The sequence below is a fragment of the Leptospira ainazelensis genome (assembly GCF_016918785.1).
Classification (GTDB): Bacteria; Spirochaetota; Leptospiria; order Leptospirales; family Leptospiraceae; genus Leptospira; species Leptospira ainazelensis.
On sequence record NZ_JAFFPT010000079.1, the window covers coordinates 114,883 to 132,596 of the forward strand.

Here is a 17,714-nt window from a genome sequence, read left to right on the forward strand (position 1 = left end):
TTCAAAAAACGAAATGAAATGAAAAAGAAACTTAACGTTTGGAGAACTGAGTTCCTCTTCTCGCTTTGTGAAGACCGTATTTCTTTCTTTCCACCATTCTTGGATCCCGAGTGAGGAATCCTTCTTTTTTAACGGCAGGACGGAACTCCGGTTTGATTCTGCAGATCGCTCTCGCGAGTGCGTGACGAATCGCTCCCACTTGTCCTGTGATTCCGCCTCCGGAAACGTTTAAGCTAAGATCATACTTATCGGTTACGTTCAGGAGGGTCAGAGGACGAATCGCTTCGTCGATGATAGATTTGCGGTTTTGAAGATATTCTTTGATATCTTTGTGGTTTACGGTGATTTTACCGGAACCTTCTTTGATTTTTACGCGGGCAACGGAGGTTTTTCTTCTTCCTACTGCCCAGATTTCTTTTGCTGCTGCGGGTGCCATTCTTAAATCGGTCTCCTTAGATTTCCAGTTTCACAGGCTTTTGCGCCTGGAGGTTGTGTTCAGCACCCGGAAATATTTTACAATGGGTGAGCATTTTGTCTCCGAGTTTGCTTTTTGGAAGCATTCCCTTAACAGCCTCGTAAATGATTTTTTCAGGTTGTTTAGCGATGAGATCTTTGAAAGTAGTTTCAGTCATTCCACCCGGATAACGAGAGTGATGATAATACTTCTTTTGAGTTTCTTTGTTACCGGTTACTTTCACTTTAGAAGCATTGATAACAATGATGTTGTCTCCACAATCTTGGTTAGGAGTAAAAGTTGCTTTGTGTTTTCCGCGAAGTCTTGCGGCAATCCCGGAGACAAGTCTTCCGAGGGTCTTTCCTTCCGCATCCACTACGAACCAGCCTTTAACGGCGTTTTCTTTCGTAAGAGAAGGAGTTTTATGTGCTTTTGATAATACTGACATGAAAATCGTCCTGTAGGTGCCAGATTTTCGCTCTGACCCCCAAAGTCAAGAAAAAAGAACCAAAATACCGGAAAGGAAGCGTTTGAGAGAAAGACTCTCTTTCGGTTTCCTTTTGAATTGTGAGAGTTCCTACTTTTTTGTCTTCCGCTTGAAAAGATGAAATTTCCCTTTTTACGCGGGCGATTCGCTCGCAAATTTTTTTCTACAAAAGGCTCGCGACTGCGCTTTTCGCTCCAATTCCTTTGGAATTTCCGCTTCAATCGCGATCGCGGAATTTTTTCGAAAGAGGAAAATTCTTTGGAGAAAACCTCGGTAAAAGTTAGAGTTCCTACTTTTTCTACTTACATGCAGTCTTGAGTTTGGTTGAAATCGTTAGATCCACGTCGGGCCAGAGTTTGGAGATTCCGTCCTTGCCTTTGTGAAGGTCGTTACAGACTTGGTTCAGGGCTTCGACGGAAGAAAGCGCTTTGAAATCTCCGAGTTCGATCTTGGTCGTAGCTTCTATTTGCGATTCTTCCGAGATGGAAAAGTTCACTTCGATCTTTTTCGTTACCCCGTTAAACTGAAGTTGAATCACTCCCTTCCCCGCTTTTTTGTCGGAATTCAACTCGGCGGATAAAACCTTTCCTTCGATTTTTCCGTTTTTCTTCAGAGGAGAAAAAAATGCGGATTTGATCTTCGCGTCTCTCTCATTGTTAGCTGAATTCACCGTATTCGGATCGATTCTAAATTTGAGACCCTTCAAGGCTTTTTCCGGAGACTTTCCGGACGAAGTTCCGTCCACTTCAATCGTATCGAAGGAACCTCCGACTCCGGTCTTCTCCGTAAACTTGAAAGCCTTCCATCCGAACTTTGTGGAGGAATGATCATAAATGTAAGAGCAGTTTTTGTTTTTGGCCGGCTCTTCCGAAAATCCGGCGACAAACGGAAGGAGGATCAAAGAATAGAATAGAATGATTCGTTTCATAGTCTCTCAGACTGATCCGAAATCAAAGAAAGTCAAGATTTTTGAAGGAAAATTCGAATTTGAAAGAATCGGAAATCATCCGCACCCTCTATCCTCCCGGTTCCGTTCAGACTGACGATTGTTATCTGGACGAAGAAGGTCGGATCTACACGACAGACACGATCTCCGAAGGAACTCATTTTCGAACCGAATGGAGCGGACCGAGAGAAATCGCAAAAAAACTCGTGGAAGTAAACGTCTCCGATATCGCCGCCGGAGGAGGAGTTCCCACAAAAGCGTTTTTAAACCTAGGCCTCAGCGCGAAATATTCAAAAGAAGAATGGATTCTTCCTTTTTCAGAAACTCTTTCGGAGATTCTTTCTTCTTACGGAATTTCTCTCTGCGGAGGGGACACGTATCGTTCTCCTTCCCTCAATCTTACTCTGACACTGGTCGGAACAACGGCCCTTCCCTGGAAACGATCCGGCGGAAAAAAGGGCGACTTTCTCTATCTTTCGGGCTCTGTCGGTCTCTCTCAACTCGGTTATAAAATTCTAAACGAAGACCTCAAAGTTCCGGAACCTCTTCGAAACCTTTCCTTGGAAAAACATCTTTCTCCAAAAGCCAGATTGAACGTAGCGCAAGAACTCTCCAAAAATTTTCCGGTATCCTCTTGTATGGATCTCACGGACGGACTTCTCCAGGATCTTCCCAAACTCGCGGCTTCTTCCGAATTGGGTCTTGAAATTTTTCTGGAAAAGATTCCACTCATCGACGGCACATCTTCTTTTTTGAGTTTAGGGGAAGCCTTAAGCTCGGGAGAAGAATTGGAGCTTCTTTTTTTAAGTCCTAAGGAACTCCCGAACACGTTATGCGGGATTCCGATTACAAAAATCGGAACTACGACTTCGGAATGGAAAGGAGTTCGTTATTTCGAAAAAGGCACCGAAAAGAATTTCGAACATTTCGGTTTTGAACATTTTTGATTTTTTTTGAAAGAGTCGGAATTCTTTTTGAAAACGTTCCCTTTTTCCGCCCTTTTTTGCGCTTAGGTTGTTTTCTGTAAGAACCCGTTTTTTTTAGGAGTTCCTACTTTTCTATTTCTTAAAATTCCATCCCCGCTATTTATTTTGCGGGGATTTTATAAATGTCCGATTTCATTTTTTTTTCGGTCTGACTTTCTTTGTCGTCCCATTCGAAATCGGATTCTTCTTGGATCATTGTTCTACGCAGTAAATCTTTTTCGCGTTGTTACAACTATCGCCTGCGTTGTCGTCCAGACCAAGAACCGTCGTCGCGTTCGCTGTTCCCGTGGAACCGGTTCCTGCCGTACTCGTAAAACCGCTACAAGTGTTTGTGTCTTCCGACCAAGTCCATGGACCGGTCCCCGTGATGTCGATCCCCGTCCAAATTCCTTCCGCAGCATTTCCGATTCCCGCAACGAGAGGGAATGGAAACTTTTTATTTACGTCCGTAGTTCCGACCCAAGTTCGATTGTCGCCCGATTGAAAATACGCTACTTTTGATTTCAAAGGCCAATCCGTTGTGCTCGGATTTCGAACGGTTCCAACCCATAACAGCGCCTTATAAGTTCCGTTCGCGGGTTTGTTCGCGTCCGCGTTACAAAGCGCATCGGCCGTTGTTACGACCGCGTTTGCATCCGCGCCAAAATTACCGTCATGCGTGCTTGCGGAGACGAAAATTCTTCTGCTTACGGGAGTCACCGGAGAGGTCGTATCCGCCGAAGCGATCGGATACGCCGGACAATTCGCGACGTTCCCCACGGTCGTATTTGTATTCCCCGAAGTCGTAGCATCTTTCCAGGTATATCTGTATTCTAAACCGAGAATTCGATTGGCGCTCGCGCTCGCGGGAAGATCGGTAAATCCGGAATACTTCGTAAAAACCAGATTCCCATTGATCATCGTATAACTAAAACCGGTCGGATTTGTCGCGGTCTGCGTTCCCGTTGGAACCAAATTCGCAGCGATAAAATCGGCCCCGTCGATATTTCTAGTATTGGGAATCGCATACAATTTCACGCTTCCCGGACTGATATTCCCCGTAGTAGGAGCGGTTCCGGTCGGGAACAAGGCCGTATTCGGATTTCCGGAAGTAAAGGTTCGATTCCAAGTAGCATCATACTTTCCTAATGGATATCCGCCCTGTAACGCTACCATATTGTCCACGATCGAATTTAAGTAATTACTAATGCTATTGGAGGTCCCGCACAAGGAAGTCACACTTCCACCGCTCGTAGTCGCGATATCTTTTAAAGAATAAACCATATCGTCTCGACCCAAATTGTTAGGAGTATTCAACAGTTGATTTGTAAGAGTGGTATTTCCAATGTTCGCGAGAGTTCTATAGTGAGCCACTTGTCCGCTCGTCGCCCACTGTGTGGAACTCGTAATCTCCCCTTTACAAAAAACCTCGGTCCTCGTATGAAAGTTCGTCAAAGTAAGACTCGAATACGCCGAAGGATCGATACTTTTCGAAGTGTCGATCGTCGTATAATCGTTGCTCTGCGAGTTGAGAGCGATGATACCGTAAACTTTCGTATTGGCCCGATCCGCAAAAAGATTTAAGATCGTGTTGACCGAAGGCGCTCCGGTGGCGCCCGTTGTAGTATCTCTCAAAGAATCCAAGAAGTCAGTATACGTCCTTCCGCTTCCGAGAACGGGAGTCCCCGCGCTTCCTGCGTTGTAATACAAAGGACTCGTTGGAAACGTAACCGATCGTGCATCCGGAAAAACGTCCGGAGAATCCAGAGGGCCCCAAGGAGTCGAAAGGGAACCGAAGGTCGCATTATAACTGTCCCAGTGATTGTACATATCCCCTTCGTCGGTGATGATGATGACTGCGGTGGGAACCGAACTTCTTCCCAATGCGACCTTTTTACTCCAAGCGTTTTGGTTTGTCCCGTTACAAGGATCCTCGGAAGCTACGGAAGTGATCGAACACTTGTCTCCGTTAGTCGTCCTTCCGCTCGAGGAACAATACGGCTGCGCTCCGGAACAACGCGAACCGCCGGAGGCGTTATTCATCAAAGCTCTTGTGGCCATAAAAATTCCGGACTCGAACTGACCTCCGTTGTTTCCAATGGCGTTTAACGTATCCAAAAAAGCGGTTCGGTCCGTCGAAGAACCGACGTCCAGCCAATTCCCGTTGTCTCCGCTTGAGGACTGAAGTTTCCAACTATCGGTGGTGATCACGGCGATTCTCGCGTTGAGACCGACCGTAGAAACGCGATCGAAGAATGCTACCATCTTGCTCTTGATCGCGGTTTGAATCGGAGTCATCGTATCCGAGTTGTCGATCACGAATAAAAAGTCCGCCTTAGGAGGAGCCTTTGTGGGAAACGTTTCTCTCCAAGTACAGGAAACGTTTCTTAGATCCGGAGGAGAAGAACCGCCTCCTCCCAAATTACCGTCCACGAGGGAAGAATAAAGATCCCAAGCTCCCGCTCGAACGACGGTCACTTCGTATTTTGTATCCACCGTCGCCGTACAGCTCGCACCCGTAGCGGTCACACGAATCGTAACGATAAAAGAAGAATCGGTGGAAGCTCCGCTCGTAGTACCGATGTTCTGCGAACTATCGTTAAAAACTTTTCTTTGAATTTCATTTCGAACCCATTCGGTAGATCTCTGCTGATCGGTCTGGAGAATAAATCTCGCGGATTGGACTCCTCCGGCAACGGAACCCAAATTGATCAAGCTGTAAGAGGCAAAGACGGGCGAAGGAGGAGGCGATTCCGCGGAAGTAGAATCATTCGCCAAAGCTGAGAGTAAAGAATTGAGAGCGATCGTTGGACTGTAGATATCGGGCGCCGAACAGGAAGAACCTCCCGACTTCGTTACGATAAAACCGGAAATCGACTTATCCTTACCATCGTCGAAACAGTTCCCGATCGTAAGAATCGAAGTCGAAGTTCCGGAAGGACAACCGGCAACCAAACCCGCAGGAAGTGAAATCGGAAGTCCCGAAGGAACTACCGAATTTAAGATTTCATTCCATTGTTCACTGATTCCAAAAAGCGCATAACTTGCGGCGTCGCTCACTTTTTTACAGGAAAAGACCTGCGAAAAAAGAAGAACGAGACAGAGATGAGAAAGAAGAATTTTAGAAAGAACGAAGGAACACGATGAAAAACGAATCTCTTTTGTCATGAAGCTTAAAAGTCCGGAGTTAAAATATATGATTTCTTAAGACGAAGGAAGCTCGAAGAATCAACCGTCCTGACTATTTTTTAGTTCGAAAACGTTAGTTTCCTTCGAATATTACGTCGAAAAGGTTAATTGTATTGTTTAAAATTCTCCAAAAAAAGGGCGTACCCAAAACGTCGCACGCGAGAATCTACATTCAATATTTTAAATATACATTTTCGGAATCAGAATGAAAGGAACTCCTAACCTCTCGGACCGCGCTCAAAATACCGCCAAACATACAATTCTATCCATAAAGGACAACTCTCGAGCGAGAAAAAAGTCAGTCTTCTTCAAGGTATCCTCCTGTCTGTGGGTTCTTTTTGTCGCGGCTTCCTGTTCCGGATTCTCATCCAACGTTAAGGACTTTACGAATTCCTCCGCCTTTCGAAAGTTTTGCGGTTGCCCTCCCAGCAATCCTGAACCGGTAGAAAGCGGATCGAGAGAAGAAGCGTTGGGAAGACTACCCGAAGGCGCCTTGGAGGATTTAGGGACTCCCGATTATTTGGAAAAAGTTTTTACGGGAATCAAGGCCGACTTTGAATACAGCGGAACCAAGTTCGATACGGTCGCGGACGGTTTGGAAACAAAGGGGATCGCGCTAAAAAGAATCACCGACGAGAATAAAAAACTCCGAGAAATTTTATTGTCGATCGACGGCGACGTTTCCTTTCCGAGCGGAAAGGCTACTCTGACACCGGCGGCGAAACTTTTGATCGAAAAAATCGCGGATGCGATGAACGCATACCCCGAAACAAAAGTGCGAGTCGGCGGACATACGGACAGCGTCGGATATTTTTACGCGAATCTAACGCTGAGTAAGGCCAGAGCCAATTCGGTAAAATCCGAATTGTCAAAAAAACACAATCTTCCCGAAAACAGATTCGGAGAAGTCGACGGTTACGCGGATAAATTTAAGATCGTGGACACGATGCTCGCAGAACCAAGAAACAGAAGAACCGAAATCTACGTAGGCACCGTCCGTCTCGTTCTCTAAAAAAGAGGCGAAACAAAACTCCAAAGGAACGATCCATTGAAAACGATTTCAGCCAAAATTTTATATATTACAATATTCTTATTTATTAATTCTTTTATTAACGCGCAAAACGACATTAAAACGAATACGGGAACCGATTCCGTCGAAAACTCAAAAGTTGTCTCCCCTATGAGCGGAAAGTCTATGTTGCGTTATTTGGAATCATTCGATCATAGACTTCGTGTTAGAATCGGCGCCGGAATGGGAGATCTCAGTCCCGCGATTCTGGACGAGACCGGACCTTCTTGGCTAAAAAATTCTCTTTTCAGACAAATCGGGGATCCGGGAGCTCCGCTCGCGATCCCTTATACGAGCGCGAAGAATTTGGACATATTCTCGCAACACGCCGATATCTCTTACGGATGGAAGAATAAAATCGATCTGATTTTAAGTCAGGACGGCGTCTCCGGAAAATACGGAAGGGAAAACCCTGCGTCTGTGAACTTTTTCTCCCCGAGAACCGACCGTTACTACACTTCCGCATTCGAAGGGAAAAGACTGATGAACTTTCGAGGTGTCTCCAGAACATTAAGACTTTCTTATACACATCCTATCTTAAATTGGCTGATGATCGGACCTTCCATCGGTATTCATCGTTATTCGGAAAAAAACGAGGTCAGTTTCGGCTCTTATTCCGTCACGAGAGAAAACGAGGCAAATCCCAATCAGGTAACGTGGAGCATCGGAGGAAGTGTGAACGCGGAATATACGATGTCCGGTATTCTTCCGGGAATTTTTGTAAAAGCAAAAATTCTTCCTTGGTTGGAAATCAGATCCCGTTTCGAACTGTTAAACCGAAAAGGAAATTTTTCCCTCTTCGGTTCTCAGATTTTGGAACAACAGAATACGAGCGGACTTCTCGGAGCCGTTCCGATTTATGCGGGAAACGCAAAGGACACTGGAACGATCTTTATGTTGGAGGCTTCCTTAAGATATTGTAGGTTTTCTTTGGACATAGGTATCGTTCGACAGGATATAAAAAGAAAATATAACTCTTACTTCGGCGATACGGCCGGATCCATTGCAAGAGCCGATTACACCGCAGGCAGTCAGGGAATCGGATTTTCGGAACTTTCCTCCAGCTACAAACAAACCGTGAATGAAATTTATATCATGCCCGGAGTTTCTTTTCACATGGAAAACGGCCGTATCTATTGAAGGAATTTATTATGTTATTTTCTGATCCAGGAGACAAGATTCCAAATCAGAGGAGCCCCGTGGAGATACAATCCGGGAAGCCAAATTGGAACCAAAAGAAAATTCGGTTGAAAATAAATAAATAGACCAGCTCGGGAAATCAATCCTTCCATCAAAGTTCCCGCAATCGCAAGGAGAACCGAAAATAGAACCAATTCTTTTCTTTCTTTCGAGAAGGTGATTCTAAAAATCCAAAGAAACAAGTAAGAAGCCGCGAGTACGAAAGGACGATCGGCAAAAAGTCCGCTTGCAAAGTAGGCCGCCACAAACCAAAGAACCGAGATCGTAAATTCTTTCCCGTTAAATTCCCCGATTTCCTTTCGAACAGATAGAACGCCTAAATACATAAAGAAAGTTGCAAGTACGAATTGAGGCGCCACCCACCAAGCTTGCCCCCATAACCCGGAATGAAAGTATTTTAGAATTTCGAATTGAACATGGATCTGATCACAAGCGGCGAGTCCAATCCCGCCTAATGTAAGCACTACGACCAACCTTCCAGGGTTTTCCAAAATTCTCGGATTTAAAGACGCCATCGGATTCTCCTAAATATAAACTTTCCCATTCTTGAAAATTTTACTTTCGCGACGATCCTAATCGGCTCCCTTCTTTAGTGCAATCAATTCCTAAGAATCGCAAAAAGAGCCGCGGGATTCTAAATATCTTGGTTCGTAGGATGAGTCTGGGTCGACGGTGAATATTCACGCTTTGAGAAAGTATCGAACCGGTCTTGACATTGTATTTCCGGACCTAAATTCCTTTCGATAAGCGATCAAACATAATCACCAAAACGAACGGAAGATTCCAAAAAAAATGGGCCGTTTGAGAGACGTTGCGCATTCAAAAACGCGCAACAATCCATATCGGGTTAAAAAACCCGCCTATTGGATACAACCTGCCGGCGGTGAGTATTGGGCATTTTGTGTATAACAAACCGAACCCGCTTGAGATTTTAAGGAAAGTAATTTTAATAAACCTACCGGATCGGATGCGTTTTGAATGTATGAATTTTCCCAATCGATCCTATAGCTTCCCTCTACCGAGGTTTTTACGAGTGTTCCTTTGAGTGTTTTGAACGTTCCTGAATTTTCGGTGCAAGAACGTACTTGGATACCGGAAATTTCCAGCCAAGACGTCGGTGTAGGACCTCCATCGACACAACCGCCGACCAAAACCCAGTCCCCATCCAACTGACGTCTTGATAAATCAGTGTTTGGCTCTTTACAGTGGATCACGAAAAACAATGAGAAAATCAAAATTGTGACATTCTTTATACTAAGCTCCTTTTATTTATCGATTCTTCACATGAAAAATTACATATTATATAAAATTAATATTATTAAAATAAATTATTTATTTAAAATATTCTAATTCTATTAAATATATAGAAGAATGCCGTAGAGATAAGATTCTTTTTAACGAAAGAAGATAGCTGACGGACGCCGGAACCTATTCAAGCGGGACGGTCTCGCCGGCGAAACATTTTCTCCAAAGGACCTGGCGGTTTTGGGTCGGTTCTTATAAAATTCGACTCTTGGTTTCTCCAGTCCATTTTGCATTCAGTATCGAAGAGCTTCCGATGAGGATAACCGGTATCAACAAATAGCTAATCGCGATTTCAGTAAAATACGTAAGGACATTCATTTTAAAACCGATGATAAACGCAAAAAGATCCGGCACGATACTCAAGACTAACCAAACAACACTGGCGACGTATGAATGTTTAAAAAAATCGGAGCTCACGTTTTTTAAATAGAGTCCCCAAAAGACGATCACGGTGAGAGCCAGGATAACCCCCATAATCGATTTAAAAAAAATTCGATTACTTCCGATAATCTGAAATAATGGAATGGCCAGTAAGAATGGAATGATCCAAACGACAATTCCGTAGCTGAATAATCTGAAGGTAAAGAATGATTGTTTCATAAATTTGTCATATTCGAAAATGAATCAAAATATTCATTCAATATTTTATTTCCAACTTTTCGGAATCGCTAACAGAATATATTTATCTCCCAACGTTGGCCACCTTTTGCGAAATCTTATTCTCTAAAAATACTCTTCTTAGAGGGTTTTTATAACCTGCGCGTTTATACGAACTTCGTCTAACTCAGAACATTTTAGATTTGCGATAGCAAAACCGACTTCATTTCTGCGTTTTGGTGAACTTCGCATAACTCCGTGCACTCTAACTTCCCAAACCAAAACCAACTCGTCTACGCGTTTAGTCGAACTTCGCATAACTCCGTGCGCTCTAACTTCCCAAATCAAAACCAACTCGTCTACGCGTTTAGGCGAACTTCGCATAACTCCGTGCACTCTAACTTCCCAAACCAAAACCAACTCGCTTCCGCGTTTATACGAACTTCGCATAACGCAATAGGTCTCTCGACGGTGCCGCCAGAGCGCTTGTGCGCGACGGGTTTAGAGCAAGATTTGGGGGGCATTAGCGCTCTGACAAAGCAATGTGCAAAGGTTGGAGTTAGCGTTAAGAGAAACCGTGAGTCGCGAACGAAGCGAGGAAACGTAGTTAGCTACTGTAACCTCCCTATTTTCCTGAGGTTAATTCTATTATTGGTTGATAATAAAGAAGGACCGCACCACAGCTAAACGTTTTGGTCTTTATAAGTTTTAGCGTAATTTGTTCACTAATGCCCTTAAATAAAGTCAAACCACTACCTGCAAGAATGGGATGAACGCATAGTTGATATTCATCTATTAAATTAAGTTTCGTCAAAGAAACGATTAAACTTGGGCTACAAGCCAATATATCTTTTCCTGACAGAAGTTTAAGTTCTAATACTTCTTTTTCAAGATCTTGATTTGCTAATTTAGCAGATTTCCAATCTACACTTTTCAAAGTTCGAGAAAAAACAATTTTCTGGATATTGTCCATTGCAGCTGCAAAATCATCCTTTGTTTTATCTCCCGTAGGATTAGCCAGCACTGTGCGCCAATATTCCATGAGTTGGTAAGTTGATCTGCCATATAATGCGATACCGGCACTTCCCAAAAGGTCTGCGTAATGTTGATGTATTTCCTCGTCCGGAATACCGGAAGTATGGTCACAAAATCCATCAATGGTCATATTTATTGCTGCAATTAACTTTCGCATTTGGATCCTTTCATTGTCGTCGATTACTTTCCGTTTTTCTTTATGACTTATTCAAATGTAAATAAAATCTTGTCTGCATTAAATATTTGTCAAATATATTAGGCGAATTCCGTATAACCCCGGACACTCTAACCTTCCCAAACCAACTCGCTTCCGCGTTTATACGAACTTCGCATAACGAAAGAGGCTTCTCGACGTTGCGTCCGCAAGCGCTTGTGCGCGACGCGGTTGGCACGAGGTTCGATCGACCTTAGTCGCGTCTCGCGAACCGAAGTGACAAAGCAATGTGGCTTTAGCCCGGAGTGAGCGCGAGCGGGAACCGTGAGTCGCGAACGAAGTGAGAAGCCGAAGTTAGACGACGTGCGGAATTTTATATTATCAATCACTTCAGAGAATACTTATTAACTAAATATAAAAATGGCACCGGTGCATTAAGAATTAAAAATACTAACATCAACATTTGGCTACCGCCATCACTTGATGGATATTTAATATCATAGATAAAATTGACTGCTAATAAAAAGTCCACTAGTAATATTGGATACGAGAACGATAATTTAGAATAGCATTTATTAAACACATTCAATTTCAGAAGTATTAGAAGCATTATAGTAGGAAATAAGAAAGGCAATAACAGAAAACTAAGACCAATTGCCTCGATCTTAAGTGTAAAAACAAAGGTAAAGATAGCAATTAAAGTTTGAGATATCAAAGACAAAAGTAAAAATCTTATTATATTTTGTTTAGTGAAATATCGACTGAATAAAGTCTCCTTCATACTTAATTTTATTTTATCCGTGCGCATCGATTTCTATTGACTGTCTACACTTCAGTGATTGCAAGGCTAATAAATTTAACTTAACTAAATTTTACATCTTCTTAAACCCTCCTCTTCATTTTTCCTGTGAATCATTTATATCTTCTAAATTTCATTTAGATGAAAAAAGACTTAATTGAATTTCCCCATTAAACTTGGCAAATTTTATTCAATACTTTCATAATTTTGTTTCAATCAAGAAAGTAATAAATCGCAGTCAGTAAAATATGAATCTCCTTTGTTTTTAGATTTTTTGAGAGTCGAATTGCTTTTTTAAAATCTCATTTTAAGCAGGTCAGCTAACTCCGTGCGCTCCAACCTTCCCAAATCAAAACCGACTCATCTCCGCGTTTAGGCGAACTTCGCATAACGCCGTGCGCTCTAACTTTCCAAATCAAAACCAACTCGTCTACGCGTTTAGGCGAACTTCGCATAACTCCGTGCACTCTAACTTCCCAAACCAAAACCGACTCGATTCCGCGTTTATACGAACTTCGCATAACGCCCGAACATTCCAACCTCCCCAAACCAAAACCAACTCGTCTCCGCGTTTAGGCGAACTTCGCATAACTCCGTGCACTCTAACTTCCCAAACCAAAACCAACTCACTTCCGCGTTTATACGAACTCCGCATAACTCCGTGCGCTCTAACTCCCCAAACCAAAACCGACTCATCTCTGCGTTTATACGAACTTCGCATAACGCCCGAACATTCTAATCTCCCCAAACCAAAACCGACTCGTCTCCGCGTTTAGGCGAACTTCGCATAACTCCAAACCTCTCCCCAAAACCTCTTTTCGAAATACGGGACTCCCCGAATCTTTCGCATATTTTAATTGCAGAGATGCATCCAATCGGTTGAATTGTTCCATTCGAACAGAGAGGGAAAAAGAGAAATGAAGATACTTAAGTGGGCACTTGGAATATTGGGAGCTTTCGCCCTTTTCCTCGTAGTAACCTTTTACGCAGAGATTCCTAAATATGAATACAAACCGACCCCTTTGCATTCCGACTTTGATACGTATTATAAGGAAAATCTTCAGATCAGTCTTTCTAAAAAGACAAGACCCGGAAATGAAGAAAAACTCGTCCGTTATTCTCCCGGAAAAACGGAAGTGGCGATTCTATACATTCACGGTTTCGGAGCTTCCCGAGCGGAGGGTGAACAAGTTACGGATCAACTTGCAAAGGATCTCAAAGCAAATCTCTATTACGTTCGTCTTCCCGGACACGGAACCAACTTAGAAGATCATAGGGACACAAGTTTTGATCAGATAATTCAAGATGCGGAGACCGCATTTTTAGAAACGGAAAAGCTCGGAAAAAAAACGATCTTAATCGGAACGAGTATGGGCGGTTTGATCTCCACTTATTTAGCCGCAAAGTATCCTGAAAAAGTCCACGTCCTGATTTTAGCGTCACCCTTCTATGATTTTACAAATCCTTTTGGAGGACTCTATCAATTCTCTTGGGGAAAAGAATTCGCACATCTCGTTCTCGGTAAAATTCGAAAATCGACGGAAGAACAAAAAAAAGATCCTTCCAGCGCCTTCTGGTATCGAGACCAATATCTTGCTGCGGTTCAGAACGTTTCCGATATGAGAGAGTTCGTTTTAAATACTGAGCCTTTTTCAAAAATAACTTCTCCCGTTTTGATGTTCTATTATTTTAAGAACGATCAGGAACAAGACAAGTCCGCTTCCGTAAAATCAATGTTAAAGGCTTTTGATAGAATTCAGAAGAATGGGAAAGCAAACCCTTTGAATAAGGCGGTTCGACTGGAAGTCGGAGATCACGTCCTTTTTTCGAAATATACGGTGAGCGATAAGGATACAATCCTCAAAGAAACAAAGGATTTTATCGGAAAGGTATTACCGGAAACAAAATAAACTGAATTTCAAAACGGAATTCAATCCAACGAAAATGAGTTTGTAAACCTCTTGAAATTCTCGAGGTTTACAAACGTTTCGAAAAACTACTTCTTACGTTTTTTCACCGCAGTCTTTTTCTTCGCCGCTTTTTTCTTAACGACCTTTTTTTTCGTCTTTGGCTTCACCTTGGTTTTCGGCTTTGCCTTTTTCACCGCAGCCTTTTTAGCTTTTGCGGCTTTTTTCTTAGGAGCGCTTTTTTTCTTTGCGGGGGCTTTCTTTTTAGCTGCCTTCTTCACAGCCGCCTTCTTTGGCGCCGGGCCAAGGTTGGAAAGGGCAAAAAGAATCGCGCTTTCCGATAACGAATCCCAATCTTCTTGAAATTCGCTCGGAATCTGAAGCCAATCCTTCATCGCTCTTCCCTTTCCGGAAGGATCAAAAAGTTTCGCTCCCGGATAACGTCCGATGATCTCGGCTATTTTCTCCGCACCGAGTTTTAAAACGAGTTCTCCTTGGAAAAAAGCTCCGAAAGGTTTTCCATCCAAGTTCAGCGATTCGAGACCGAACCACTTTCCGATGGAGGCTTGTTTGTGTTTGTTGATAAAGTTTTCTGAGAAGACTTCAAAGTTAGAATGAGACATGCGACTAAGAGAATTCTTTCTAAAGAGTTTTCAAGAAATAAATTTTTCTTATCAATGCAACCAAAGGTTTACGATGCTCGCACCGTAAATTCTAGAATGGGTCATGGAGGTCGAACCTTTTACAAAGATCGTTTCTCCATCCGAACCTAAGTCCCAGAGATCGCCCCTTAGGAACACGTTCATTCCAAAGGCGGCCCCTGAACTCGACATTCTTCCCGCCAAAGCGTATTTCAACCAAGCCTCACCTTCTCGAATCCTTCCTATATCCCCTCTTTGAATATCGGGAGGATTTTCGGAACCGTTGTAACCCTTCCAGATTTCATCCATTGCGCCGTTTGGGGCCACAAAAGAGGGCACAACTACCAAATTTACATTCTGTTTTCTGAATGTTTCATAAACCTCGGGATACCAGGAATCGGCGCAGACCAGGATCCCGAGTTTTCCCGCCGGAGTGGAAACGGTCCTGAGATTTTTTACGGAAGAAGCTCGAACAAAGGGTTTTTCATCCTCAACAGGATAGATTTTTAAGGAAGAATTCTCGGCGACCCTTCCATCGGGTAGAAAAACGAAGGATCCGTTTTGCAAAGCGCCGTCCCCGATTCTTAAAAAACCTTCTTCCACAAAAGGTTCGGGAAGAAGAATCGAACCCGCGACGATAGTAACCGAATATTTCTTGGAAAGACCTGAAAACGTATTTTGATAAGCGACAAGCATATCCTTCGATTTCATCCGAAAGACCGCGTCCGAAACTCCGTCTTCTCCTTCTGCGCGGATCCAATTCCAAACAAAAGAGAAAAAATTACTTAAGACCAGATTCTCCATCGCCTCTTTCAGACGACCTGCGCGGAATACTGATTCTTTTTCGCCTGCCACCACGAGCCAAGTCCCCAAATATTCGGGAAGAACCACGATCGTCTTTGGATTTAGAAAACCTCTTTTCTGAGCCAGTAGAAAATAGGATTCTATTTTTTCCCGAAATCGATCCGCGCTCGCATAGTCTTCGGCGGACATCCACGGTTGAATTCCCAAAAGATTTCCCCGGTTCAAGTTCGCGCCGTCGCCTAACGTTCGTTCTACGCGGGTTTGGATCGGTTGTAAAGAAGGTGTTCGTCCGATATTGGACCAGATCGTATAAAAACCTAAAAGAAAAATCAAGGAAACGCCGAGAATTCGTTTTGTAAGAGACATCGCAGGTCTACTTGTCTCTCTTTTGGATTTCGCTCAACTCTATTTTTAAGAAAACGATCGGATCGCTCGGAAAGAAGGGAGGGACGGGAAGGCAGAGAAGAATAAAAAAGAACAAACCTCCGAGGAAAAATCCCCGGCGGTTTGTTTTGGGGAACTTATTTCAATTTATATCTGCTTTTGTAAGAAAAAGTGGAATCTACGGACTGGGTTCCGATGGTTCCGGTCACACGAACGGTTTCGTCGATATTGATATACGCGTTATCCAGATCGTTCGCATTCTCGATCGAAAGCTTCGCATTGTTTCTTGTAAACGTAACGTCGAATGTAGGATACAAAAACCCGTTTACTTTATAATTGCTGGAACGAATTCTCTGAGTTCCGGATGTGGAAACTTTGAAAAGCGAAGTGGTCGAGGTTGGGTCCGTAGTTTGTGTCATTGCAACGTCTTGCAAAAGTTCGCCCTCGACTAAAACGGGAACGCCGGAGTCGCTCGTTCCATCCAGAGAAGGAGCTGAAAAAGAGCAGGACGTATAAACCGCCTTAACGCCGTTAAACTGAATCGTATAAACTCCGACTCCCGCGGCGGCCATAACTATATCCCCGGACATTTCCATGGAACCGCCTTTTGGACACTGCATAGATTGACTTACCACGGCCAAAGGAGAAACGGCTCCATTGGAATAAGCCCCTGCTCCTCCGCCGTTAGCGCCGTCTCTGAGATTTAAGGCAGAATATAAACCGGAAACACCTTGATCTTTAGGTGCGGTGAGAGCCATAAGAAGCGCAAAATTTGTCGTAGTATCATCCTTCCCTGATTTCCCATCACAATAGGAAAAGAGGAAAGTAAGAAGAATGAGAGAAATCGTTTTCTTTAAACGCATAGTGAAATCCTCCTTTTGGATTCAACCAGCTTACGATCCTCAAACCAAAAGTGTGCCACTTCTAAATCAAAAACGAACCGTAAATCCCCCGGAAATTTCTTTCTCCTTTTCCAAAAACGAAACTTTCACCGAAGGGACAATCGTCGAGTCTTCCAATTTATAACCAAGAAAGGCGTCCAAAAGCAGGACAAATAAGAATCCGGAGACATATAAATTTCTTTCCTGAAAATATCTTCCCCTTTGCATAATCTGTCCGTCTTTCAATTCCACTTTGTGTCCGATGGAATGAGCTTCATTCACCAACGTCGCGAACATTACATTGGTATCTCGACTTAGAATAGAAGCATATACTTCGGGAGGACTCGTGTATGAATCGGATTCACGAAGCGGTTTCGGTTTTGTTAGATATACGTAACTTCTTTCGGCAAGATAGAGTTCCGCAAGAATCAATAAGAATCCGGCTCCTTTCCAAGCATACGAATCGGAACGAACCAAACGAGACCAACCGGGAATCAAACCTTCCGCAAAGACTGCGGCGCCGGATTTTTTAGGATTTGTTTGTATTGTTTCCTTCGAAGACGGAGTTTCTTTGTAAACGGCTTCGGTCTTTACACTCGGTTCCGGAACCCGCGCCGATTTGGGAACGTCGTCCGAAACAAAAATTTTCAGAACCTTCGAAAGAGGAATGTTCTCAATCTTGCCGTTTTTGTATGAGATTTCAAAACCGTTAGCAACAGGTTTGATCTTTACGTTTTCTATCTTTCTACCGTTTTTTAAAAGAACCGATTTTGCATCCAAAGCGAACCCGACCAAGAGTAACAACGTAATCAAGATAAAGGTAGGAAAAGATCTTCGCATTTTTTTAAAGGGAATCGGCCGATTTTCGAAAGTCAATCCGTTATTTTTCATTTAGAA

The 17,714-nt window shown here is 43.3% G+C and carries 16 protein-coding genes; 4 read left to right on the top strand and 12 right to left on the bottom strand.

Annotated features, from left to right (window positions below; all coding sequences use genetic code 11):
• Positions 1 to 31: 31 nt before the first annotated feature.
• From rpsI to JWG44_RS19420, 3 genes are all read right to left on the bottom strand, one after another.
• The gene (gene rpsI / locus JWG44_RS19410; protein ID WP_205276719.1) at positions 32 to 436 is read right to left on the bottom strand and encodes a 30S ribosomal protein S9; all 405 of its coding nucleotides are present in this window, start codon (positions 434 to 436) and stop codon (positions 32 to 34) included.
• Positions 437 to 452: 16 nt separating this feature from the next.
• On the bottom strand, positions 453 to 902 hold the full coding sequence (gene rplM / locus JWG44_RS19415; protein WP_205276720.1) for a 50S ribosomal protein L13: 450 nt from the start codon (positions 900 to 902) through the stop codon (positions 453 to 455).
• A gap of 337 nt (positions 903 to 1,239) precedes the next feature.
• Positions 1,240 to 1,869 carry a YceI family protein gene (locus tag JWG44_RS19420; protein WP_205276721.1) on the bottom strand — a complete coding sequence of 210 codons (630 nt, stop codon included), beginning with the start codon at positions 1,867 to 1,869 and terminating at the stop codon, positions 1,240 to 1,242.
• A gap of 41 nt (positions 1,870 to 1,910) precedes the next feature.
• Between JWG44_RS19420 and thiL the strand changes: the two genes are divergently transcribed.
• Positions 1,911 to 2,834, top strand: coding sequence for a thiamine-phosphate kinase (gene thiL, locus JWG44_RS19425; protein WP_205276722.1), 924 nt, complete (start codon positions 1,911 to 1,913; stop codon positions 2,832 to 2,834).
• A gap of 231 nt (positions 2,835 to 3,065) precedes the next feature.
• Here thiL and JWG44_RS19430 read toward each other — a convergent pair whose 3' ends face one another.
• Positions 3,066 to 6,020 (bottom strand): DUF1554 domain-containing protein, encoded by a 2,955-nt coding sequence (locus tag JWG44_RS19430; protein ID WP_205276723.1) that lies wholly within the window; start codon positions 6,018 to 6,020, stop codon positions 3,066 to 3,068.
• Positions 6,021 to 6,246: 226 nt separating this feature from the next.
• Here JWG44_RS19430 and JWG44_RS19435 point away from each other — a divergent pair, with 226 nt between their 5' ends.
• Together JWG44_RS19435 and JWG44_RS19440 are read left to right on the top strand one after the other, a co-directional pair.
• Positions 6,247 to 7,053: an OmpA family protein gene (locus JWG44_RS19435; RefSeq protein ID WP_232371755.1), complete on the top strand. Its 807-nt coding sequence runs from the start codon at positions 6,247 to 6,249 to the stop codon at positions 7,051 to 7,053.
• Between the two features lie 36 nt (positions 7,054 to 7,089).
• On the top strand, positions 7,090 to 8,250 hold the full coding sequence (locus tag JWG44_RS19440; protein ID WP_205276724.1) for a hypothetical protein: 1,161 nt from the start codon (positions 7,090 to 7,092) through the stop codon (positions 8,248 to 8,250).
• Positions 8,251 to 8,264: 14 nt separating this feature from the next.
• Here JWG44_RS19440 and JWG44_RS19445 read toward each other — a convergent pair whose 3' ends face one another.
• The 4 genes from JWG44_RS19445 to JWG44_RS19460 form a co-directional block, all read right to left on the bottom strand.
• A complete protein-coding gene (locus JWG44_RS19445; RefSeq protein WP_205276725.1) occupies positions 8,265 to 8,825 on the bottom strand; it encodes a DUF2878 family protein in 561 nt (186 codons plus the stop codon).
• Positions 8,826 to 9,170: 345 nt separating this feature from the next.
• Positions 9,171 to 9,524 (bottom strand): hypothetical protein, encoded by a 354-nt coding sequence (locus tag JWG44_RS19450; RefSeq protein WP_205276726.1) that lies wholly within the window; start codon positions 9,522 to 9,524, stop codon positions 9,171 to 9,173.
• 283 nt (positions 9,525 to 9,807) lie between these two features.
• On the bottom strand, positions 9,808 to 10,215 hold the full coding sequence (locus tag JWG44_RS19455; RefSeq protein WP_205276727.1) for a hypothetical protein: 408 nt from the start codon (positions 10,213 to 10,215) through the stop codon (positions 9,808 to 9,810).
• Between the two features lie 622 nt (positions 10,216 to 10,837).
• Positions 10,838 to 11,404, bottom strand: a complete 567-nt coding sequence (locus JWG44_RS19460) for a dihydrofolate reductase family protein (RefSeq protein ID WP_205276728.1) — start codon at positions 11,402 to 11,404, stop codon at positions 10,838 to 10,840.
• A 1,713-nt stretch (positions 11,405 to 13,117) separates the two neighbouring features.
• Here JWG44_RS19460 and JWG44_RS19465 point away from each other — a divergent pair.
• A complete protein-coding gene (locus tag JWG44_RS19465) occupies positions 13,118 to 14,110 on the top strand; it encodes an alpha/beta hydrolase (protein WP_205276729.1) in 993 nt (330 codons plus the stop codon).
• Between the two features lie 86 nt (positions 14,111 to 14,196).
• Here the strand turns inward: JWG44_RS19465 and JWG44_RS19470 are convergent, their stop codons facing one another.
• From JWG44_RS19470 to JWG44_RS19485, 4 genes are all read right to left on the bottom strand, one after another.
• On the bottom strand, positions 14,197 to 14,730 hold the full coding sequence (locus JWG44_RS19470) for a DUF773 domain-containing protein (RefSeq protein WP_205276730.1): 534 nt from the start codon (positions 14,728 to 14,730) through the stop codon (positions 14,197 to 14,199).
• 51 nt (positions 14,731 to 14,781) lie between these two features.
• Positions 14,782 to 15,918: a nitrilase-related carbon-nitrogen hydrolase gene (locus JWG44_RS19475; protein ID WP_205276731.1), complete on the bottom strand. Its 1,137-nt coding sequence runs from the start codon at positions 15,916 to 15,918 to the stop codon at positions 14,782 to 14,784.
• 155 nt (positions 15,919 to 16,073) lie between these two features.
• Positions 16,074 to 16,799 (bottom strand): sigma factor SigX-regulated lipoprotein, encoded by a 726-nt coding sequence (srp, locus tag JWG44_RS19480; RefSeq protein ID WP_205276732.1) that lies wholly within the window; start codon positions 16,797 to 16,799, stop codon positions 16,074 to 16,076.
• 66 nt (positions 16,800 to 16,865) lie between these two features.
• Positions 16,866 to 17,708: an LA_0442/LA_0875 N-terminal domain-containing protein gene (locus JWG44_RS19485; RefSeq protein ID WP_205276733.1), complete on the bottom strand. Its 843-nt coding sequence runs from the start codon at positions 17,706 to 17,708 to the stop codon at positions 16,866 to 16,868.
• Positions 17,709 to 17,714 lie beyond the last annotated feature (6 nt).